A 21,565-nucleotide genomic window follows, 5' to 3' on the forward strand; every position below is an offset into this window, starting at 1 on the left:
CTCTTCTCCAAAAAGCTATTTTCATATTATAAAGAGCCCTGTCAGGCTTGGGGTTGTGCCGCTACGGGCTGGTTCAACACCGGATGAGATCGTGGTTCGTTCCTCACACGATCTATCCTTATTTGTTGGGGATATTATCATATAATCTATGTTATCAGGGTCATTTATGTATTCTTTCCAATCGTACCCTAGATAAGCAACTGCAATGATTTTTGGATTACATCTTTTTACAGCATCTTTAATATCTGTTGATTTTAATACTACCACTTGGTTTTCCATTTGTTCTTTCTCATGTATAAGCTAAAGTTATTGTGCCGATCTGTACAACCTCATTTTTTTAAAAAATCCGATAAAAACAGAAGCACCTAAAAACAGTTTTTCCAGCCAGAGACTCCGCCATGGATCAGGATAAGCCGAAAACCCCATACCTTCGTTTTCAGCTCCCGTGAGAAAACCTTTTCCAAAAATTTATGGCTCCTGCACACCCGAAAAATGATTCCGTTTTCATAGGACACCCCGTCTTTCATGGCAAATGCTTTTGCCCTATTACTTTTCCTGTCACACCTCACGCCCTCTTTCATGCAGCAGATCCAGTCTTGCCCTGGCTTCGGCCATGGCCTTGTGGAGTTTGGCCTGGAGTAGCTTTTTCGGTGGCAGTTTCAGCCAGTATTCACCGATATGAATGTTGTCCGGCTCCAGATCCATCAGTTCAACGACTTCGGTATCTTTTCCGCTGCACAGGATGATGGCGATGGGGGAGTGTTCGTCTGCTTGCTGCTCGTATTTGGCCAGCCATTTGAGGTACAGCTCGACCTGACCTTTATACTCAGGCTTAAAGTCGCCGAGTTTCAGCTCAATGAGCACCAGCCGCTTGAGTTTGCGGTGGTAGAAGAGGAGGTCGAGGTAATAGTCGTTGCCGCCGATCTGAATGCGTTTCTGGCGGCCCATGAAGGCAAAGTCGCTGCCCAGTTCGAGAAGAAAGCGTTCCAGCTCCATCAGGATGGCATTTTCTGGTTTCTGTTGCAGCTGCGCCAGTTCCTGCTGAATAAGGGCTTCGGGCTGCCTGGAGATAGCCGTGCGTTCAAACAGCATGCCGTCCATGCGCTCTCTCAGGGTACGCACAGACCAGCGGCCATCGGTGGCCATCCGGATGTAAAAGGCCCGCTTGATGGCATCTTCAATCCTGATGATTTCGACAAAATGTGACCAGCTCAATTGTTGCGACAGTGTCGCAACTGTTTCCTGTTCCGGAAAAGCGGAAAAGAATTTTGCCATCCGGGTCAGGCTGGAGTAGCTGAATCCAGTTCCATATTCCTGTGTCAGGCGTGCAGCCAGGTGCTTAAGAACGGCGGTGCCATATTGTGCCCGGCCATCATTGATTACCTCTGTTGTAATCGTCTTGCCTATCTGCCAGTAGGTGAACACCAGCGCCTGATTCACCTGGGTAACGATCTGGGATCTGGCGGATTCAATGAGATGCCGGATATCCTGATAGAGCCTGTCAACCGGAACTGCTGGCGGATCTGCATGTGTCATGCTTTCACCCTTTTTGAATTCTTTGTCATCAGGGCATTCTCTGCGCAGTGTACAGGGTTTTTCAGACTTGGGGAATGTCAGTCAGGTAACACGTGCGAACTCCCGCCAAATATCTCCCTGAAAAATGACTTCATCCTCATAAGTCAGCCTCTCTCTTATGGCAAGATCTTTTGCAGGTCATTGCCCATACTCCGCCCGACCATTTTTTGGCCATGGAAGGCTCGTGTCACCCGGTTTCAGGACCTCAGTTTTATGAGGTTTTGGCAGGGAGGGAAGGGCTGCTTTGTATGGGGGAGAGGGAATTGGCAGGGGCTGGAGAAGGGGGCGGGGCATGGTATTTTTTGCGAATTCAGCCCTCACCCCAACCCTCTCCCCTTGGGAGAGGGTTGGGGTGAGGGCGTCATCAAGGTTTTATTTTCACGCAGCCAGAGCAGCGGCGAGCAGTTCTTTTGTGTAGGGATGCCCAGGCCGGGTAAAGAGCTGCTCCGCAGGCCCGGTTTCCACAATATCCCCGTCCTTCATCACGGCGATGCGATGGCTGATGGCCCGTACCACAGCAAGGTCATGGCTGATGAAAAGATAGCTCAGCCCTCTCTCTTCCTGAAGACGCCGCAGAAGGGCCAGCACCTGAAACTGCACGGAGCGATCCAGCGATGAGGTGGGTTCATCCAGGACGAGGAGATCGGGATTGAGGATCAGGGCCCTTGCAATGGCAATGCGCTGGCGCTGTCCGCCGGAAAACTCGTGGGGGTAGCGGTCCGCCATGGAAGGCTCCATGCCCACGGCTTCAAGGCTCTGGGCAATCTGCCTTTCCCTCTCTTTTCTTTCCATGTTGCCATGCACTTCAAGGCCTTCTCCCACAATTTCGCCCACGGTCATTCTGGGGCTTAAGCTGTCAAAGGGGTCCTGAAAGACCATCTGCATTCTGGGCCGCAGTTTGCGAAATTCCCCGGAAGAAAGCCCGTCAATGCGTTTATCTTCGAGAAAAATCTGCCCTTCTGTGTGAATGAGACGCAAAAGGGCATGGGCAAGGCTGGTTTTGCCGGAGCCGGATTCTCCCACCACCCCCAGGGTTTCTCCCTTACGGATCACAAGATCCGCCCCCCGTACCGCATGGACATGGCCTCTGACCCTCTGAAGGATGCCCTCTTTGATGGGAAAACGCACGGCAAGCTCTTGTGTCTGCAAGAGGGGCGGGGTGTCCGGAAGGGGGCGAAGGGGCGGGGGTTGGGTGGCCCGGATAAGCTCTTTGGTCCAGGGATGGACGGGCTTTGTGAAGAGGGTTTCCGTGGTTGCGGTTTCGAGGATGCGGCCATCTTTCATGACGGCAATGCGGTCTGCCATGCGCCGCACCACGCCGAGATCATGGGTGATAAAAAGCATGGCCATGTTCCGTTCCCTGCGAAGATCTTCCAGCAGGCGCAGTATTTTGTCCTGCACGGTCACATCCAGGGCTGTGGTGGGTTCGTCTGCAATGAGAAGATCCGGATTGTTGGCAATGGCCATGGCAATCATCACCCGCTGGCGCTGCCCTCCGGAAAGCTCATGGGGGTAGGATTTTCTGCGGCGGCTGGCATCGGGAATGCCCACCCGGTCGAGGAGGGCGATCACTTCCTTTTCCGAGCGGTGCAGGGGAAGGCCCTGATGCAGGTACAGGGTTTCCGCAATCTGTTTGCCCACGGGATGCAGGGGGTTCAGGGCGGAAAGGGGTTCCTGAAAAATCATGGCAATGCGACCACCGCGCAGTTTTCTCAGTCTGTTTTCCTCCAGAGTGGCGATGTCCATGCCGTCAAAGAGAAGGCTGCCCTTAATGCGGCACCCCGAAGGAAGGAGCCGCAGGAGGCTTTTGGCGGTAACGGATTTACCGGAGCCGGATTCGCCCACAAGGGCAAGGCATTCTCCGGGATGAATCTGAAAATCAATGCCATGGACCACGGGAGAAAGCTCGCCTCCGGTTTTGGAAAAGGCAATGGAAAGGCGGGATACGGTAACAAGGGGAGTCTGCATGGTGTTACATACCTTCCAGTCTGGGGTCAAAGGCATCCCGCACCGCCTCACCCACAAAGATGAGAAGGGTGAGCATGAGCGAAAGAACACAGAAAGCCGTGATGCCCAGCCATGGGGCATGGAGGTTGGTTTTTCCCTGGGAGAGCAGCTCGCCAAGGGAGGGAGATCCCGGCGGCAGGCCGAATCCCAGAAAATCCAGGGCCGTCAGGGTGGTGATGGCCCCGTTGAGGATAAAGGGAAAAAAGGTGAGGGCCGCCACCATGGCGTTGGGCAGAATATGGCGGAACATGATGCGCGAATCCGGCATCCCCATGACCCGTGCGGCTCTGACATAGCCAAGGTTGCGGCCTTTCAGAAATTCCGCCCGCACCACGCCCACAAGGGACATCCATCCGAAAAGAAGCATGAGCCCGAGAAGCCAGAAAAAGCTGGGTGTCACCACACTGGACAGGATCATGATGAGATAAAGCATGGGAAGCCCGGACCAGATTTCCATGAAACGCTGACCGAGAAGATCCACCTTGCCGCCGTAGTAGCCCTGGGCAGCGCCCACAAGGATGCCGATGATGCTTCCGCCAAAGGCCAGACAGAGACCGAAAAGAACGGAGATTCTGTAGCCGTACAGCACCCGGGCCAGCACATCCCGGCCCTGGTCGTCGGTGCCGAGAAGGTTGTGGCGGTCGGGCCGGGAAGGGGCGGGTTCGGGAAGATCCAGCCGGATGGTGTTGTAGGAAAAGCGGATGGGAGGCCAGATCATGAAACCATGGGCCTGAATGGTTTCCTGAATGAAGGGGTCTCTGTAATCACAGAGGGTGGCGAAATCACCGCCAAAAACCGTTTCATCATAGTCGATGAGCACGGGAAAATAGCTTTTCCCCTGATAGCGGACCATGAGGGGTCTGTCATTGGCGATGAATTCTGCAAAAAGGCTCAGGAAAAAAAGCAGCAGAAAGAGAATGAGGGAAAAAAGCCCCCTGCGGTTGGCAAGGAAGCGTTCCCAACGACGGCGTGTTGCGGCTTTCATGATCCCTCCCTTGTACCGAAGTGAATGCGGGGGTCCACAAATGTGTAGGTGAGATCACTGACAATACTGAGGACAAGTCCCATGAGGGTGAAAATGTAAAGGGTGGCGAACATCACGGGGTAATCCCGGCCCATGGTGGCTTCAAAGCCGAGAAGCCCCAGACCGTCGAGGGAGAAGATCACCTCAATGAGCAGGGAGCCTGTGAAGAACATGGACACAAAGGCCGAAGGAAAGCCAGCAATGACAATGAGCATGGCATTGCGGAACACATGGCCGAAAAGAACCCGTTTTTCATCCGCCCCCTTGGCTCTGGCGGTTTCCACATACTGTTTGTGGATTTCATCGAGAAAACTGTTGCGGGTGAGCATGGTAAGGGAGGCAAAGCCGCCGATGACCATGGCGGTGATGGGAAGGGCAAGGTGGTGAAAGTAATCAAGGATCTTTCCAGCCGTGGAAAGCTGGTCAAAGCCGGGAGATGTGAGGCCCCGCAGGGGAAACCACTGAAAATAGGAGCCCCCCGCAAAAAAAATGACAAGGGCAATGGCAAAGAGAAAAACGGGAATGGCGTGGGCCACACTGATGACGGTGGTGGTCCATCCGTCAAAGCGGGTTCCGTGGTGTACCGCCTTCCGGATACCTAAGGGAATGCACACCACATAAATGATGAGGGTGGACCAGAGACCTAAGGAAATGGACACGGGCATTTTCTGGGCAATGAGGGAAAGAACGGTTTCGTTTTTATAGAAGCTTTCTCCGAAATCCCAGAACAGATAATCCCTGAGGAGCTTTAGGTAGCGTTCATGGATGGGCCGGTCAAAGCCGAACATTTTTTCAAGCTCTTCGATGAAGGCAGGATCCAGACCTTCGGCACCTCTGTAGCGGAGACCGGCCTCGGATTCTATCACATTGTGCTTTTCATGGAGATCGTCTGCGCCGGAACCGGAGATCCTTTCCGTCAGCTCCTCTCCATTGCCGGAAATCCGGGCGATCATCTGTTCCACGGGGCCGCCGGGGGCTGCCTGGATCACAAAAAAATTCACGGTGATAATCCCCAGCAGGGTGGGGAGGATGAGGAGAAGGCGGCGTATCAGATAGGCGGTCATGGTGCACGTTCTCCGGGGGGTTTTCCCATGGAAGCTTGGGGCGTGAGCCTGGCTTCGGCTTCTGTGTCAATCCACCAGGTGTAAATGCCAAGGCCGTGCTCAGGGGAGGTTTCCGGGTGGCGGAGTTTGTCCCAGTAGGCGACGCGGTAGCTCGCGTTGTACCACTGGGGAATGACATAGTGCTGGGCGCGCAGCACCCGGTCCAGGGCCCGGCAGGCGGTGACGAGGGCATCTTCGTCCTCTGCGTTGAGGATGTGCTCCACCAGGGCATCCACCGCAGGATGGGCAATGCCGATGGTGTTGCGGCTTCCCGGTACCGAGGCGGAGGCCGATCCCCAGTAATCCCGCTGTTCCGAGCCTGGCGAGTGACTCTGGCGGAAGTTGCCCACGATCATGTCGTAATTGAAATCCTGGAGCTGACGTACATAGCGGGTGCGGTCCACCACCCGGACAGAGGCCTCAATGCCGATGCGGGCAAGGTTCTGGCGGAAGGGCATGGCAATGCGCTGAAAGGAGGGGGAGGCCAGGAGAATCTCAAAGGCAAGGGGACGGCCCGTTTCTTTGTGGATGCGTTTTCCGTCCTTTAATATCCAGCCCGCCTCCGTGAGAATCCGATCCGCTTCCCGGAGCAGGGGCCGGATATTGCCCGAGCCGTCGGTGACGGGGGGCAGAAGGGCAGGCCCGAAAACCGTTTCCGGCAGCAGGGCGCGGAAGGGCTCCAGAAGGAGGCGTTCTGCTTTCGAAGGCAGGCCCTCTGCCGCCATGGGGGAATTCTGGAAAAAACTGTGGCTGCGCTTGTACTGGCCATAGAAAAGATGGGCGTTGGCCCATTCAAAATCAAAAACGAGGGAAAGGGCATGTCTCACGGAAAGATCCTGAAACACGGGTTTGCGGATATTGAAAACAAAGCCCTGCATCCCCTGGGGACGTTCGTGGGGGAGGCTTTCCTTACGGATGCGGCCATCCCGGAAGGCCGGGCCCTCGTAGAGGGTGGCCCAGGTTTTGGCTGTGTTTTCAAGCCTGTAATCAAAGACCCCAGCCTTGAAGGCCTCAAGGCTCACCGTATCGTCCCGGAAATATTCCCAGGAGAGAAAATCAAAGTTGTAATGGCCCTGATTCACCGGCAGATGCCAGCCCCAGTAGTCCGGGTCCCGCACAAGGGTGAGGCTGCGGCCCGCATCAAAACGGTGGATGCGGTAGGGGCCGGAGCCCACGGGAATGTCGAGGGAAGAACGGGTAAAATCTCTTTCTTCCCACACATGGGCGGGAAGCACGGGAAGCTGCCCCAGGATAAAGGGAATTTCCATGGCAGCTCCGGGCTTGATGGTGAAAACGACCCTGTCTTCGGAAAGGGCCTGGGCCTGGGTGACATCCTCATAGTATTTGCGGTAGTGGGGCGGACCTTCGCGGGTGAGGATGGTGAAGGAAAAGACCACATCCTCCGCCCGCACGGGATGACCGTCATGGAAACGGGCCTCGGGGCGGAGCTGAAAGGTCACTTGCGTTCTGTCTTCTGAAATTGCAATGGACTGGGCAATGAGGCCATAGGCGGAAGAGGGCTCATCCAGAGACGAGGTCATGAGGGTCTCATAGAGAAGCCCGAGACCTGCGGCAGCCGTTCCCCGGATGGTGAAGGGATGAAAACTGTCATAGCTGCCTGTGGCGGCCATGCGCAGATGCCCGCCCTTGGGCGCGTCCGGTCTCGCATAGTCAAAGTGGGTGAAGTCCGGGCCGTACTTGGGTTCTCCCCAGAGGGCAAGGCCGTGCAGGGGGCCTGCCATGGCTGGGGAGAAGAGAAGCAGCAGCAGGAAGAGAATCGGGAAAAAACGCATTACAGTCCCTCTTCTCCTTCGGGCAGCACGGTGATGGCGGATGCCCTGTCCGAATCCAGCCATCTGCGGGCAAGCCGGGTCAGATCCTCTGCACGGATGGCCTGGAGGCCCGTTTCCAGAGTGCGGACCCGCTCCAGCTGGCCTGGGTCCGAAATGGAGCCGTCCAGGACGCCGGTAAGCCAGAAATTGTTGTTCCGGAATCTTTCTCTGAGACTTGTCATCATGGGGTCTCTGGCCCTCTTCAGCTCTTCTTCGGAAACCCCTTCCTTCTTCAGGTTTTCTGCCACAGCCATCAGGGCTTCCCGCACCATAACCGCTTGATCTGGCCTGGCGCCGGTCTGCATGTATAGGGCTCCGAAATTCTCATACACGGTGCTGGCCTGGTGAAAACTTCCCGGAGAATAGGAAAGACCCTGGTTTTCCCGGATTTCCCTGCGGAGCCGGTCGGCCAGCACACGGGAAAGCAGGGTGAGGCCTCGGGAGTCCTCCAGGGGTTCCATACCGCTTGTGGGAAAGCCGATGCGGATCTGGGCCGAGGGAATGCGGGTGGCCACCCAGTAGGTGGCTCTGGCTCCGGTATTGAACGCAAGGGGACGGACATCTTCCCGGATGCGGGCGCTGCGGGGAAGGGCAGCGAAGTAGCGGCCCACTTCCCTGAACACAAATTCCGGATCCACATTGCCCACCACGGAGATTTCAAGGGCGGCTTCTTCAAAGGCGGGTGTAAGCCAGTTTTCTGCGGCAAGGCGCATGTCTTCTGTCATTGCGCTGGCCTTTGGCTTTGAAAAACGGGAATCAAAGGCTGCAAAAAAAGCAGGGCCTTCCTCTTTCATGGTGGCGTCGATGTCGCTGCCCATACGCCTTTCTTCCTGCTCCGCCCATCTGCGGGAAAGGGCAAAGGCTTCGGGTCTGAAGGCCGGGTCCAGAAGACGGTGGCGGAGGAGATTGAGGAGCTGGGAAAACTCTTCGGGGCTGGACGAACCTGTGAAGCGGAAGCTTTCCTGGCCCACGGAAAAATCCGCCTTGAGGGTGGTTCCCGCCAGAACCCGCAAGAGGGCAGGCCGATCCAGGGTTTTTGTGCCGGAAAGATTGAGAAGCCCCGGTGCGATGGCTGAAAGCCCGGGCCAGTTTTCGGGCTCATGGGCCCTTCCCGGTCCAAAGGAAAGGAGTACACGCACGGTGTCTGCCTCAAAATCCGTCCGTTTTACATGAACGGTGGTGTGGTTGGCAAAGCGGGCGGTGTGAAAATCCAGATCTTCGATGTGGCGGATTTCAAGGGGAGCGATGGTCTCAAGGGCTGCGGGAAGGTAGGGAAAGAGGACGGAAGTCTCTTCACCCGGAGCGGATACGGGAATTTTTACGCTTTTTTCCCATGCGGTTTTCATTCTCAAAATGGCTTCTGCGTCTTCAAGGCCGGTGCTGCCTGTAACGGCGATGAGGCGATGATCTTCTCCCCAGGCCTCTCTCAGGGCCTCCAGTACCTCTTTGGGCGTGAGCTTTTCAATGAAATCTCCGAAAAGGGCCCTGTCATCCTCAGCAGAGGTGAAGACCCTCGGCGTGTTCAGAGCTTCAATGATTTCATCGGCAATTTTACGTGCGGGAGTGGTGGGAAAGCCCGCAGCGCGGCGATCCAGATAGGAAAGGATTTCCGCCTTCACCCTCGCCATCTCTTTTTCGGTGAAGCCGTAGGTCAGCGCCTGACGCAGCTCCCTTTCCATCTCAATGAGGCTTTCTTCCCAGTTTTCCGGAGAGGAGACGGCCACGATCCGGGCGTTGAGAATCTGGTTGTGCTGAATGTCCGCCATGGCCACCGCGCGGGTGTAGGGAGTTCCCGGGTCGCTCAGCCTGTCGGAAAGCCGGTGGCGGAGCAGCATGCCCCCGACCTGGAGGGTGATACTTTCCCTGCGACTTGCAAGACTGTCCGCTCTTGGGGGAATCATGCGGGCTGCGGCGATGATGGCGGAAACCTGGCCGGATTCCGGCTCCCCATAGTGGAAGAATTTTTCGCCTTTGTGCTGGAATCGGCCGAGAGCCGGAACCGCCCTTTCCGGGGCGCGGGCTCTGATGGCAGCAAAGCTGCGGGTGATGGCCTCTTCTGCGGTTTCTGCATCCACATCCCCCACCAGCACCACCACCATGCGCTCGGGCCTGTACCAGGTGTTGTAATAGTCGAGCAGTTCTTTCCGGTCTCCTTTTCGGATCACGGATTCCTCGCCGATGGGCGGGCGGGCGTTGGTGCGGAGGCCTGGGAGAAGAAACTCCCTTAAGGCCTTGCCTGTGCGGTACTGCACCGAATCCCTTGCCCTTTTTTCAGCAAGAATAACCCCCTTTTCCTTCTCGATTTCCTCTTCTTCAAAAAGGAGTCCGCCTGCGTAATCGCTGAGAACGCGCAATCCCTTTTCCAGGCTGGAGCCGTCGGACTGGGGCAGGAGGATGTGATAGACGGTCTCCCCGAGGCCTGTGTGGGCGTTGGTATCTCCGCCAAAGCTCATGCCGATTTCCTGAAAATACCGGATCAGGGTTCCCGGAGGGAAATGGGTGGAGCCATTGAAGGCCATGTGCTCCACAAAATGGGCGAGTCCCTGCTGGCTGTCCGTTTCATGGAAGGAGCCGGCCTGCACGTTAAGATGAAGGCTGATCCGGTTTTTGGGAGTGCTGTGGGGGAGGATGGCATAGCGAATCCCGTTTTCAAGCGTACCTGTGACCAGGGCGGGATGGAGGGGGAGGTCGCTTTTTTCGTGAATCCAGCCCCTTGTGTCCGGCATGGCAAGTAGGGTGGATGCAAAGAAGAGAGAGGAAAACAGGGAGGCGAGGACAATACGGAGTCCCCGCTTCATGGGATCAGAAGTGAAAGAAAACATGGAAATTCCTTTCGTGGCTTTCCGTGCCAGATAAAAAAATTAAGATCGCCCACTCGGCAAGAAGCATGGCTCAGCATTCGAGCCCCTTGGGTTGTGGTCATCGGTGACCCTTTGAAAAGGGGCTTGTAGTCGCTTGTTATGGTCGTGTCAATATTTTTTAGCTTCTTCAAATTTTTAAGGATTTAGCCTTATGTTTGTTCTTCATAAAAACTATTGACAAGTGATATGTCAGGGTTGTAGGAAGCAAAATATTTTTTAGGCTGATCTAAAAAAATCCATTGAGTGGAGGTTTTATGAAAGAAAAGCGAGCCGTGCGGCTGCTTGTCGCAGGCATTGGTTCTGTTCTGATCGTTTCCGGTTGCTGGAGTTCATCGTCCAGCCCTTCGGGCGGAGGTTCGGATACGCCTGGGGAAACACCGGGAGTCAGCACCGTGCAGGTGGCAGGGTATGTGGAAGATCCCGGTATCCGGGGAGCCAGGGTGGAACTCTGGAACACTGCCGGAGCCGTAAAGATCTGCGGAAGTGCTGCGGATCAGCTCTGCCGTACCGTATCCGAGGATGACGGATATTTCCGTTTCAATGCCAAAAGCGACGCCCTTTCCGGTTTGCGGGTGGTTTCCGTGGGGGGCAGTGATGGGGAAACGGGATTGCGCCTTGGGGATCTCACCCTGAAAGCTTTGCTGGATGCGGCTTCTTCCCGGAGCAGTGTGGCCGTAACGCCCGTCACCACCCTGGTGGCCCTTGTGGTTGAAGGGGGCAAAAGTCTTGAAGTGGCCCAGGCGGAGGTTCGTCGTTTTCTCGATCTTGCAGAGGATGTGGATCTCACCCTGAGGCCCATGGGACCGGGCGGAGGCGTCATTCTCAAGAAAAGCATGGTGATTACAAAAATTCTCACGGATCTTGTGACCGAGGGAAAAGAAAACGCCATGGAACGCCTGATGGCCTCGCTGGAAGAGGGCCGCAAGCTCATGGAAAACGGATCGCTGGTGGAATCCACCCTGGAAAAGGCCGGACTTTCCGAAGATCGGAGAAAGGAAGCGCTTCTTTTTCATGAGGCTTTGGAAAAAGGAGATGTACTGAATCCCGAGGCCCTTGTACTGGAAGCCAAAAAAGCCCTTCTTACCGATACGCTCATGAAAAGCATGGAGCGCCTTCTGGGGACTGCGGATGCGGATTTTGAGGCCCATCGGGATCTTTACCGGGAAAACGCCGGGGTGCTTGCGGAAAGTCTTCTGACCCATGGGGGAATGCCCGTGCAGGGGCTCTCCGTGGAAAGGGTTTTCCGTTATCTCCTTGCGGCCTATGACCTGGTGCAGATGGAACTGAACACAGAAGGTACGGCCTATGAGGTAAGTGGCAGGCTTGTGAGTGGTCGGCTTGAGCCCGGAGATCTGAAAAAGGGAGATATTCCCCTTTCCCAGGATCCCCGGATCGACGAGTTGGCAAAGGCCGCCTATCTCTATGATGTGGCCGAAGCCCTGCTTCCCACGGAACTGCCTGGCAATGACAATGCCAAGCGTGTGGCCTATTACTACAACTCCAACGTATCCCGTCTGTATATGGCGGAGACCATGCTGGACACGGTTCTGGATGACAACGTGAACGACGCCATCCGGGCAGAGATTGCAAGGGGCAAGGCCAAGGTCGGATTGTTTGAGGATGCAAAGGCCATCATCCGGGAGCAGATGTACCTTGACAATCATAAAGTGACAGCCTGGATGGGGATTGCCAGCGGGTATATTCCCTTTGACATGCATACGGAGGCCACCGAAGCCCTGGATCAGGCCTTTCAGATGCAGAAAAATCTGATCACGAGCAAGGGAGTGGCCAATCTCGCCCATGAGGATACCACGCGTCTTCAGACAATGGTGACGATGTACAGGAATGCGGGCAGGTCGGACAAGGCAGAAGCTGTCATGGACTACATGGCAAAGGACGTGCTGCCGGGCATTGATAACACTTCCCACTATGGTCGTCTTCTTGTGGCCATGCGAAACCAGGCGGACGCTTATCTGGCGTATAAAATGGAGGATACCTCAGGGCAGGATCTCGCCATGGGCAGGGCCATGCTGGAAGGACTCCATCAGTTTGCCAGTGTGTATCCTGAGAATAATTCCAATGGCAGGAAGCACTACAAAGCGCGCGTCTACTACCTGGCGGAAACGGCTCTTCGTTTTGCAGCCCTGGGAGACAGGGGCCGGGTGGAAGCCCTGGTGGAGGAGATTGAAGCCATCCGTGAAAATGACGGCCTGACCTCCTACCCGGATACCAATCCCCAGGAGCTGAATGCAACCAAGGCGGAAACCTGGGTGTATGTTCCCAACATGGTGGAAGCCCTTGCAGAAGCCGGTTCCGAAGAAAAGGCCTGGGCCCTGGTAGCGACCATTCCTGAAGCCCAAGCCACATACCTGGGGTCTTCCTATGCAGCCCTGGCCAGTATCCTTGCCCGCCAGAACAAGCCCGATGAGCTTCTGGAGCTGGTGGACACCCGCGTCGTGGGGGTTACGCCGGAACGCCTTCCGGACAGCACCATGGCCATGCGCATGGCGGCCCTGACCTATGTGAACAACGTGAATCCCAAGGCGGGTGTGATTCTTGCGGAAGCAGGCCATTTTGCGGCTGCGGAGCGCGTGGGGGACCATGCCCTGCGTTATGCGAACGCCCTTTATAACCGGGGGGCAACGGATGCCAATGTGGCCATTCAGAAGGTTCATTATGGGTATGTGCGCACAGCCCGTGTTTTCTACCTTGCAGGGGCTGGAGCCAAGGCCGTGGATGCTCTGGAGAGGGCGGAAACCGTGATCTTTGGAGGAGACCTTGAGGTGGAAAGGGGAGATGGTCGGGGGGGGCTGCTGAAGAATGTCCATGGCGACTATGAAACCGAAGTTGTTTCCTTTGCGGGAATCTCGACGGATGAGCGCAGGCTTTATGCCATCTACTGGGTAAGCCGCATGTGGAGCGAGATCGGAAACCCCTCCCGCGCCCTGAAGCTTCTGGAAAAGGGCAGGGATCATCTGGAGTCCATTGCTGAAACCCAGACCAAGGGCTTTTTGGCTGCGGAATACAACAAGCTCATCCTTTCGGCCCTGGAAAGTCAGGCAAAGGCTTTTGCCGCCTCCCTGCTGGATCAGGCCGAGGCCATTGCTGAAGCGATTCACACAGATGCAACACCGGAAGCTCAGCGGGAAAGCGCCCTGGAAACAGAGGCCGCTCAGCTGCGCGGTCTGGGGGAAAAGGCGTATGAGGCCGGTGAAACGGGCCGGGCCCAGACACTTTTCCGTAAGGCCCTTGAAGCGGCAAAACTTCTGTCCAGCAAAGCCAAACAGGGGGATCAGATGAAAGCGATTGCTCTTTCCGCCGGAAGTGCGGGACTTCTGGAGCTTGCCATGGAAACTGCATTCACCATTCCCGTAATTTCAGACCGCTATGAAACCCTCGGGGAGATTGCCCAGGACGTGGTGCGCCAAGATGACTTTTCAGGTGTCTCCATCGCCTGGGTGGATACGGACAAAGACGGAAAGCCGGACTTCTTCCATCCTTTGGCCACAGCGGAGATGATTGCGGCATCGGGCCTGGTTCTGGATGAGGATTCCAATGGCAATGGCATTCCCGATACAGAGGACCTGCGTCCCCTGTACCGCGGACTGTAGACAGGAAAGCCGCCTCATCCAGAGGTGGCTTTTACCGGAAACCCTGGCGTCGCCCTTCGGGGCGTCGCCTTTTTTTCCGGAAAACGAGGTGGTTTTCCGGTGTATGGACGCAAGATGCATAAATATTTTCAGATACCTGTACTGGTGTCAGGCTTCTTATGGTTCGGGTTGGCTCCGGTGAGCGGGGCGGAGGAAAAGACCCCTCCCGGCGCCTATGTGATGGAGGAAATCCTGGTAAAGGAGACAGCGGAGATCCGGGCGACGGGAAAATCCGTGATTTCCGCCACCGTGCTGGAACATCTTCCCGCAGGTAACGCCACCTTAACGGACATGCTCAAGGTGCTTCCGGGTGTGCAGTTTGATGAGGCCTACGGTTCCGCAGCCACAGGCGGGGAAATCCTTCCCCCTGAGGTTTCCATTTCCGGGGGGCGTTTTTACGAGAACTATTTTTCCGTGGATGGCACGGGTAACAACAGCTATCTGGACCCCACCCAGAAATCCACAAACAGCCTTTTTGAAGTGCCGGGACACTCCATGGAACTGAGTCCTTCCCCGGATGTGCTGGAATCCCTGACCGTTTATGACAGCAATGTGCCTGCCAGTTACGGCGGTTTTACAGGTGGGGTGGTGGATGCAAAAACAAGGAGGCCGACAGATCGTTTCACAGGTTCGGTCTTTTATCGCACCACACGGGATTCCTGGACCCGATTCCATCTCAATGACGAAGAAAAACATCAGATGTACCACTCAAGCTCAGCCTCATGGCAGCCCAGGTTTGAGAAGGAGGTTTACGGGGTACGCCTCAATGTTCCGGTGACCGATGCTTCGGGCCTTCTGATTTCCTTCCGTGAGGATAAATCCACCATTCCCCTGAAAAATCTCGGCGGAACCCAGGATCAGACCCGCACAGCCCAGCACCTTTTTATCAAGGGAAGTGCTTTGGTTTCGGATTCTGATTCCATCGATGTCTCTGTGACCCATGCGCCCTATGAAGGTAAGTATTTCCGGAGTGACGCCATTCGAAGCGGCTATCGCATTGAAGGCGGAGGTACGGCCCTGCGGGCGCGGCATCTCAGGGAAAAGGGCTGGGGCAGTCTTGATACCAGTTTGTCCTGGCGCTACAGTGAAAATAAAAGAATTTCAGACAGATCCGCATGGTATCGCTGGGCGATCACGGATTCCAGGGATTGGGGCAAGGCCAGTGAGGCGGGCGGAAGCAGCATGGAAGGAGGCTATGGGAACCTTGAAAGGGAGCAGGACTCGCTGGAAGCCAACTCCGCCCTCACCCTTTCGCCCTTTTTCTTTGCAGGTATGATGCACAACCTTGAAACCGGGGTATCCCTTTCGAGAATCAAGGGCAGAGAAGAGCGGCCCACGGATGTGATGATTTACACGGCCCCTGTAACGGACAACCCCAATTTCATAGCAGATCCGGACGATCCTTCCCTGGTGCTGGGAGAGCAGTATTTTGCAAGGCGTCAGGTGCTTTCCGCCTACCGCACAGAGGCGGAGATTCAATCCCTTGCCGTTTATCTTTCCGACACCATGACCTGGAAGCGACTCACTCTGAGACCCGGCCTGCGTATCACGCGGGATGATTACCTGGAGAACACGGACCTTGCCCCGCGCTTTTCCGCAGACCTGGATGTTCTGGGCACGGGGGCTACGGTGCTGACAGGCGGGGTGAATCGTTATTATGGTCAGGCCTTTCTCGGCCATAAGCTGAGAGAAGGTCGGGGAACCGGGTCTTTCAATGAATGGCGCACCACCTACAGAAATCAGGTGACGAACTGGCAGGCGGCGGGAGGCAGTGAGACCGCATGGCGGTTTTCTGATCTGGCCACCCCGTACAGTGACGAATGGACTTTGGGTGTGGATCAGCGCCTTTTCGGAGGTCGGCTGACCCTGCGTTATGTGGAGCGGGACAACAAGGATGAATTTGCCCGGCAGAGGGGCAGTTATGAAAGGGACGGTATCCGATACGACACCTTCACCAACAAGGGCAGCAGTGACTACCGATCCATCCGGTTGAGTTTTGGGAGAAAATGGGAGGAAACGGAAATGCTGGCCAATGTGTCCTGGCAGGAAAGCCACACCCATGCCTTGGATTTCAATGCCCTTTTTGAAGATGAGAACAGTACGCGGCGGGTCTGGTACGAAGGCAGGCTCTATTATCTGGATGAGCTGCCCAAGGGCAATTATGCAAGACCCTGGGTGGGCAACCTCACCTTGATCCGCAAACTGCCCTGGAACCTGTCCGCCACGGCCTTTTTGTCCTGGAAGGCGGATTTTGATGAAATTGTGGACTCGGAAAAGACGGCTCCGCTTCCGACCACGGAACTTGAAAGGGATCCGGTCACAGGGACCCTGATCCGGGAAGAGGCTCCCATCTATGAAAAGGTGGTGCGTAAGGCCTTCTGGCAGCTGGATCTCCGTCTGAAAGGGAAAATTCCCATGGGTTCCCGTTTTGCCGCCACCTGGGATCTGGAGGTGAATAACGTCCTGGATGCCGAGATCCGCACCTCCGATGACACGCCCCTCATGGGTCGCCAGTTCTGGGCCGGGGTTTCCCTGGAATTCTGACACCGCAGGCCCTGAAAAAGGCTTTGCACATAGATTGAAGGATGAACCATGTCTTCTGTGATTGAATGCCGGAACCTTTGCCACAGCTACGGCAGAAAAGAGGTACTTCGCAACCTGAACTTTACCGTGGAGCCGGGCCGGATTTTCGGGCTTCTCGGCAAGAACGGGGTGGGCAAGAGCACCACCATCAATATTCTTATGGGCTTTCTCCAGCCAAGCTCCGGAGACTGCCGTATTTTCGGGGAGCCTTCCCACGCCATTCTTCCGGAAACCCGGCGCAGGATCGGTCTCCTCCATGAGGGTCACCTCCAGTACGGGTACATGAGCATTGAAGAGGTGGAAAAATTCTATTCCGCCTTTTACCCCAGATGGAAACGGGAGCTTTACTATAACCTCATGGACAAACTGGGGCTCCCCTATACGCACAGGATCTTCCGTATGAGCTGTGGGCAGCGCTCCCAGGTGACCCTGGGCCTGATTCTGGCCCAGGATGCGGATCTTCTGATCTTAGATGATTATTCCCTGGGGCTGGATGCCAATTACCGCAGGCTCTTCATTGATTTTCTGAAAGACTATGCGGCGGCAAGGGAAAAGACCATCCTTGTGACCTCCCACATTGTCCAGGATCTGGAGCGTTTTGTGGATGACATCATCATCCTCGACCGCTGTGGGGTGATTTGTCAGTCCACCCTGAAGGATTTCATGCAGAGTGTGAAATGCTTCAGATTCCGGGGAGATCAGGCCTTGGGCCGTCTTCGCAGGGAAGGGGCCATCGTGAATTTTGATGTGGTGGGTGAGCGGGTGGATCTTTTCACCTTTGAGGACAGGGAGGCTCTTCTTTCCACGCTGAAGGGTTTGGGGATTCATGCTCCGGATCTGGAGGAAATTCCCATGGGCCTTGAGGACGCCTTCATCGGGGTCACTGGAAAATACTGATCCCACAGGATAGCTGAAACAGGAGATAACATGCTGCGCGCCTTGTTTTATAAGGAATGGATTAAACTCCGCTGGCCCTTTCTCATTCTCGGGATTCTGGGGCTGGCTTCCCTCGTGCAGGCGGGGCTGACCCTCCGCTATCTGGTGGCCATGAAGGAGGTGGGGGAACTCTGGGAGGGGCTCATCATCAAGCAACAGATGCCCTATGCCTCCCATCTTGTTTTTCCCCAGTTCTGCGGTCTGGTTCTGGGGATTTTCCAGTGGTTTCCGGAAACCCACAAACGCAGGCTGAGGCTCATGCTGCACCTGCCCCTGCGGGAAGGTCTGGTGGTGCTGGTGGTGGTGGCTACGGGTCTTTTTCTGACCCTCAGCCTTGCCCTGGCGCATGGCTTTGGCCTCGCCCTTCTTTATGGTCTGCGTTTTCCCGGAGAAATCGTCACCGCGCTGGCCTGGGCCTGGGCGCCTTCCATGCTGGCGGGTCTGGCCCTGTACTGCGGAACCGCCATGGTGCTCATGGAAACGGCCTGGTGGCGGCGCATTGCGGGCGCTCTTCTGGTGGTGGGATTTTACAGAATGCTCACCGCAGGAGGGCCGCCTGCGGCCTATGCGGAAGCCCTTGGATCCTATGGACTGCTGACCCTTTGTCTGGTGATCATGCTCTTTCTTCCCGTCATGCGGGCCAAGCGGGGAGGCAGCCTATGACAACCCTTTCACGGTATGCGGCCATGGCCTTTGCCATTGTGGTTCTTGCGACCTTTCTGCCTCGTTTTTTCTGGCAGGCCATGGATGGTCAGCAAGAGAGGGTGCAGATGGTGTACAGCTCTGTGGCCCAGAGCTTTCTTTTCTGGACCCAGGACCGCTATGGTCGGGATTCCTATCATTTTGAAACAGGAGAAGAGATGGATCGCAGGGCGTATGCCCTGCTTCTACCCTTTCGTTTTGCGCGGGATCTTGTGCGCTGGGGTGAAATGCCCGAGCAGGTGGGGGGAGTGGATGTGAATCCCGAGACCCTGTACAGGGAAGTGCAGGAAATCCGCATGCGGCCAAGGAGCCTTGGTGGTCCGGAAATTCCCCTTTATCATCTTCTGGAAGCCGCATCGGGCTTTGCGGATCTTGAAATGCCAAAGGAAGTGCTGAGGCTTTCCGGAAAGGAAGCGGTTTTTATCCGCTTAAGGGATGGCAGGCCGGATATGGAAAAATCCCAGAGTTTCACCGAAGCTCTGGAAAGGGCGGATTTTCATTTTCCCGCAAAAAAAGCCTGGGGCAATCCCACAACCCGCAAACCCTTTGACTGGGGATTGTTTGTACTGGACGCCAGGGGAGATCTTTTTCATCTCATGCAGGTGCAGGGACGGGCGGTGGTCCGAGCTGCTTTAAAGGACTTTTCTCCGGGCGTTCGCCATGTGCATGTGGAAGAGCATCGGGGCAGGCATGTCTTTGGTATGCTTGTGGATGAAAGGGGCGGGGTTTACCGCATGAATTTTCCGGATTATGCGCTGAAACCGCTGCCCCTGAAAGGCTATGATCCTTCGACCATGCGACTTGTCTGGCGCAGGGATCCTCTGGTCCATCAGTACACCGTGATGGAGGATAACGCCCTGACGCTGACCGTTACGGATCACGGGGATAACATGCTGAAGGAAAAACGGATGGAGCTGGACCCCGTACGAAGTGAAAGCGCCCGGAAAATGGCGAGCTTTCTTTTCCCTTTCCGGATTTTTCAGAGCTTCCCGGACTCGGGTTTTCTGACCCTGAGGGCGGATGTGAGCCGGGATTTTCCCCTGGTTACGGGGCTGGGTCTGTTTTCGGCCCTTTTCGGCCTTTTCCTGTGGCGGCGTTTTCTGGGGATTTCCTGGAAGGCAAGCCCCCTGGACTGGCTGGTTGCGGGGGGCTGCGGATTTTTCGGATTGCTGGCCATTATCTGGGCAGGCCATGTGCCTGCCAGGAGACTCCCGGAAAGGGGGAAAGCATGATACAGGCCCTGATTTTCAAGGAATGGCTGAAACTCCGCTGGGCTCTCTGCGGCCTTCTGCTGGTGGGGCTTGGTATTCTTGGCTTTATGGCCCAGAGCCTTATGGCAGACTTTGCCTCAGGCCCGGCCGTACCCATCTGGCAGAATCTTGTGGAAAGGCAGGTGATGTTTTTTTCAGGGTTTAAGTCTTTTGGTATCCTGACCGGCCTTGTGACGGCTCTGGTGCAGTGGCTGCCGGATACGCCGAACCGGGGCCTGAGACTTCAGTTTCACCTGCCCTTTCCCCAGATGCAGGGCATGGCTGTGATGGTGGGGTGTGGCGCGGGGCTTATTTTTGTGGTGAGTCTTTCCATGCTGGGACTGCTTCTCCTTCTGACCCGATACTATTTTCCCCCCCCCGTGGTGGAGGCTGTGGGGATCACCATGCTGCCCTGGCTCATGGCGGGGCTTCCCGTTTATGCCATGAGCAGTGCCGCCCTGGTGGAACCCCATCCCCTTCGAAAGATCTGTTACGCTGTGATCGGGTGGCAGGTGGCAGCCCTTTATCTTGAAGGCTGCGGGTATGCGGGTTTTAAAGAGGTGCTCTTTTCGTATCTCTTGCTGGGGCTTGGACTTCTCTTCGCCCCTTTTCTGCCCGGAAAACGTTTTAAAGGGGAGGGCCTGTGATGGGAGAGAGAATCTGGATCAGCATATCCCGCTGGGTGCTGTGTCTTGTGGGGGTTCTGGTGCTGGCCGTGGTGCTGCCCCGTATGTTTGACATGGCTTTCAAGAAAAGCTCCCCATCCTCCTTTGTCCTGTACAGCCCTGTGACAGAAGGTTTTCTCTTTTCGGGAAATAGCCCGGAAGGGGAGTTTCGCTACAGGGATGAGGCCGGGAATCTGTATGACCGGAAAACCTATATGAGCCTTACGCCTCTTTTCTGGTACAGGGATCTTTTTGCCTGGAAGATCATGCCCGAAACCCTGGGAGGGGTTCCCATCACCCGCGAGGCGGTGGAGGCGGGCGCACAGTTTTTCCGGTATCGTCCCGGTGATATGCAGAGGGAGGGGATTGCCCTGTGGCCTCTTCTGGAGTCCGCATCGGAATTTTCCGATCTGCGGCTTCCGGAGACCCTGTTCTGGAACAAGGGCCGTCTCATCTTTGAAAACGGTCTGACCCGCAGGCGGGATGCGACCTTCACGGAAGCGGTGGAAACAAGCCTTTCGGATGCAGGTTTTGTCTTTCCCGTGGCTGCCGTTTGGGGAAACCCCACCACGAAAAAGCCCCATGACGATGGCTGGTTTCTTCTGGATGCCGAAGGAAGGCTTTTTCATCTGAAGCAGGAAAAGGGCCTTCCCATTTGTCGTAACACAGGACTTGCCCCTCCCTCCGGCATCCGTCATGTGGCCGTGACCGAGGATGCGCGAAAGGAGTTTTTTGGTTACCTCATCACAGGCGACGGGGGTTTTCATGTGCTCATGCAGGAAAATTATGCCCTGGTCCGCCTGGATCTTGAGGATTTTGATCCAGACACCATGGGACTTCTTTTCATGGCGGATCTGCTGGGCCGCACCCTGGTGTATGGGGATGGGGAAGGTTTTTATGCCCTGCGCCTGGATCGGGAGTATCGTCCTCTGCACAGGTACACGGAAGCCCGTTTCCCGGCTTTTTCCCAAGGGACCGCAGTGGCAAGGGCCATACTCTTTCCCTTTACCCTGAAAACCCGGGCCAGCTACACAAAGGCCGCAGATTTTGCGTTGGTACCTTCGGGCCTGCTGAGTCTTGTGGGGATTCTTTTTGCCTTTTTATCTTTTGTTCTGATCCGGAAAAAAATGGAAAAACCCCTTTGCCCTGGGATTCGGGAAGGGGTTGTACTGCTTTTGGGCGGGCTTTATGGCCTGCTTGTCCTCTGTGTGGAAGATGGCTGGTTCCGTGGGGAGAAAGGGCAGAGCAGGTCTTAGTTTTTTGTAACTTCTGAGTAACTTCACAAGTTATTTTATGACAAAACGCCGTAACACGGCGTGGGTTGCTATTCAGTAAATTTTCCCCTCTCCCTCTGGGCCAGGGGTGAGGGGAGAAAAT

14 protein-coding genes are annotated in these 21,565 nt (G+C 55.8%); 7 read left to right on the top strand and 7 right to left on the bottom strand.

Annotated features, from left to right (window positions below):
- Positions 1-21: 21 nt before the first annotated feature.
- The 7 genes from RBR60_RS06110 to RBR60_RS06140 all read right to left on the bottom strand — a co-directional run bounded on the left by RBR60_RS06110 (position 22) and on the right by RBR60_RS06140 (position 10,363).
- Positions 22-279: a hypothetical protein gene (locus tag RBR60_RS06110; RefSeq protein WP_320355000.1), complete on the bottom strand. Its 258-nt coding sequence runs from the start codon at positions 277-279 to the stop codon at positions 22-24.
- 279 nt (positions 280-558) lie between these two features.
- Positions 559-1,536 (bottom strand): PDDEXK nuclease domain-containing protein, encoded by a 978-nt coding sequence (locus RBR60_RS06115; protein ID WP_320355001.1) that lies wholly within the window; start codon positions 1,534-1,536, stop codon positions 559-561.
- Positions 1,537-1,953: 417 nt separating this feature from the next.
- Entirely contained in the window at positions 1,954-3,543 is a 1,590-nt protein-coding gene (locus RBR60_RS06120; protein ID WP_320355002.1) for a dipeptide ABC transporter ATP-binding protein, read from the bottom strand.
- Positions 3,544-3,547: 4 nt separating this feature from the next.
- Positions 3,548-4,567, bottom strand: coding sequence for an ABC transporter permease (locus RBR60_RS06125; RefSeq protein ID WP_320355003.1), 1,020 nt, complete (start codon positions 4,565-4,567; stop codon positions 3,548-3,550).
- Complete coding sequence (locus tag RBR60_RS06130) at positions 4,564-5,670, bottom strand: microcin C ABC transporter permease YejB (protein ID WP_320355004.1); 1,107 nt, start codon at positions 5,668-5,670, stop codon at positions 4,564-4,566. Before RBR60_RS06130 ends, RBR60_RS06125 begins: the two co-directional genes overlap by 4 nt.
- A complete protein-coding gene (locus tag RBR60_RS06135; RefSeq protein WP_320355005.1) occupies positions 5,667-7,502 on the bottom strand; it encodes an extracellular solute-binding protein in 1,836 nt (611 codons plus the stop codon). Before RBR60_RS06135 ends, RBR60_RS06130 begins: the two co-directional genes overlap by 4 nt.
- On the bottom strand, positions 7,502-10,363 hold the full coding sequence (locus tag RBR60_RS06140) for a M16 family metallopeptidase (protein ID WP_320355006.1): 2,862 nt from the start codon (positions 10,361-10,363) through the stop codon (positions 7,502-7,504). Before RBR60_RS06140 ends, RBR60_RS06135 begins: the two co-directional genes overlap by 1 nt.
- A gap of 293 nt (positions 10,364-10,656) precedes the next feature.
- Here RBR60_RS06140 and RBR60_RS06145 point away from each other — a divergent pair, with 293 nt between their 5' ends.
- The 7 genes from RBR60_RS06145 to RBR60_RS06175 all read left to right on the top strand — a co-directional run bounded on the left by RBR60_RS06145 (position 10,657) and on the right by RBR60_RS06175 (position 21,444).
- Positions 10,657-14,013, top strand: a complete 3,357-nt coding sequence (locus tag RBR60_RS06145) for a hypothetical protein (RefSeq protein WP_320355007.1) — start codon at positions 10,657-10,659, stop codon at positions 14,011-14,013.
- 114 nt (positions 14,014-14,127) lie between these two features.
- The gene (locus RBR60_RS06150; RefSeq protein ID WP_320355008.1) at positions 14,128-16,596 is read left to right on the top strand and encodes a hypothetical protein; all 2,469 of its coding nucleotides are present in this window, start codon (positions 14,128-14,130) and stop codon (positions 16,594-16,596) included.
- Between the two features lie 48 nt (positions 16,597-16,644).
- A complete protein-coding gene (locus RBR60_RS06155; protein WP_320355009.1) occupies positions 16,645-17,532 on the top strand; it encodes an ABC transporter ATP-binding protein in 888 nt (295 codons plus the stop codon).
- A gap of 30 nt (positions 17,533-17,562) precedes the next feature.
- Complete coding sequence (locus RBR60_RS06160; RefSeq protein WP_320355010.1) at positions 17,563-18,234, top strand: hypothetical protein; 672 nt, start codon at positions 17,563-17,565, stop codon at positions 18,232-18,234.
- The gene (locus RBR60_RS06165) at positions 18,231-19,505 is read left to right on the top strand and encodes a DUF4857 domain-containing protein (protein ID WP_320355011.1); all 1,275 of its coding nucleotides are present in this window, start codon (positions 18,231-18,233) and stop codon (positions 19,503-19,505) included. The genes RBR60_RS06160 and RBR60_RS06165 overlap by 4 nt, the downstream gene beginning before the upstream one ends.
- Entirely contained in the window at positions 19,502-20,170 is a 669-nt protein-coding gene (locus tag RBR60_RS06170; protein WP_320355012.1) for a hypothetical protein, read from the top strand. The genes RBR60_RS06165 and RBR60_RS06170 overlap by 4 nt, the downstream gene beginning before the upstream one ends.
- Entirely contained in the window at positions 20,170-21,444 is a 1,275-nt protein-coding gene (locus RBR60_RS06175) for a DUF4857 domain-containing protein (RefSeq protein WP_320355013.1), read from the top strand. Before RBR60_RS06170 ends, RBR60_RS06175 begins: the two co-directional genes overlap by 1 nt.
- Positions 21,445-21,565: the final 121 nt, after the last annotated feature.

The sequence above is a fragment of the Desulfobotulus sp. genome (genome assembly GCF_034006065.1).
Taxonomy (GTDB): domain Bacteria; phylum Desulfobacterota; class Desulfobacteria; order Desulfobacterales; family ASO4-4; genus Desulfobotulus.

What these genes read in the sequence shown, in the direction of transcription:
- RBR60_RS06110 (WP_320355000.1), bottom strand. Translation starts at nt 279, where the DNA reads ATGGAAAACCAAGTGGTAGTATTAAAATCAACAGATATTAAAGATGCT.
- RBR60_RS06115 (WP_320355001.1), bottom strand. Translation starts at nt 1,536, where the DNA reads ATGACACATGCAGATCCGCCAGCAGTTCCGGTTGACAGGCTCTATCAG.
- RBR60_RS06120 (WP_320355002.1), bottom strand. Translation starts at nt 3,543, where the DNA reads ATGCAGACTCCCCTTGTTACCGTATCCCGCCTTTCCATTGCCTTTTCC.
- RBR60_RS06125 (WP_320355003.1), bottom strand. Translation starts at nt 4,567, where the DNA reads ATGAAAGCCGCAACACGCCGTCGTTGGGAACGCTTCCTTGCCAACCGC.
- RBR60_RS06130 (WP_320355004.1), bottom strand. Translation starts at nt 5,670, where the DNA reads ATGACCGCCTATCTGATACGCCGCCTTCTCCTCATCCTCCCCACCCTG.
- RBR60_RS06135 (WP_320355005.1), bottom strand. Translation starts at nt 7,502, where the DNA reads ATGCGTTTTTTCCCGATTCTCTTCCTGCTGCTGCTTCTCTTCTCCCCA.
- RBR60_RS06140 (WP_320355006.1), bottom strand. Translation starts at nt 10,363, where the DNA reads ATGTTTTCTTTCACTTCTGATCCCATGAAGCGGGGACTCCGTATTGTC.
- RBR60_RS06145 (WP_320355007.1), top strand. Translation starts at nt 10,657, where the DNA reads ATGAAAGAAAAGCGAGCCGTGCGGCTGCTTGTCGCAGGCATTGGTTCT.
- RBR60_RS06150 (WP_320355008.1), top strand. Translation starts at nt 14,128, where the DNA reads ATGCATAAATATTTTCAGATACCTGTACTGGTGTCAGGCTTCTTATGG.
- RBR60_RS06155 (WP_320355009.1), top strand. Translation starts at nt 16,645, where the DNA reads ATGTCTTCTGTGATTGAATGCCGGAACCTTTGCCACAGCTACGGCAGA.
- RBR60_RS06160 (WP_320355010.1), top strand. Translation starts at nt 17,563, where the DNA reads ATGCTGCGCGCCTTGTTTTATAAGGAATGGATTAAACTCCGCTGGCCC.
- RBR60_RS06165 (WP_320355011.1), top strand. Translation starts at nt 18,231, where the DNA reads ATGACAACCCTTTCACGGTATGCGGCCATGGCCTTTGCCATTGTGGTT.
- RBR60_RS06170 (WP_320355012.1), top strand. Translation starts at nt 19,502, where the DNA reads ATGATACAGGCCCTGATTTTCAAGGAATGGCTGAAACTCCGCTGGGCT.
- RBR60_RS06175 (WP_320355013.1), top strand. Translation starts at nt 20,170, where the DNA reads ATGGGAGAGAGAATCTGGATCAGCATATCCCGCTGGGTGCTGTGTCTT.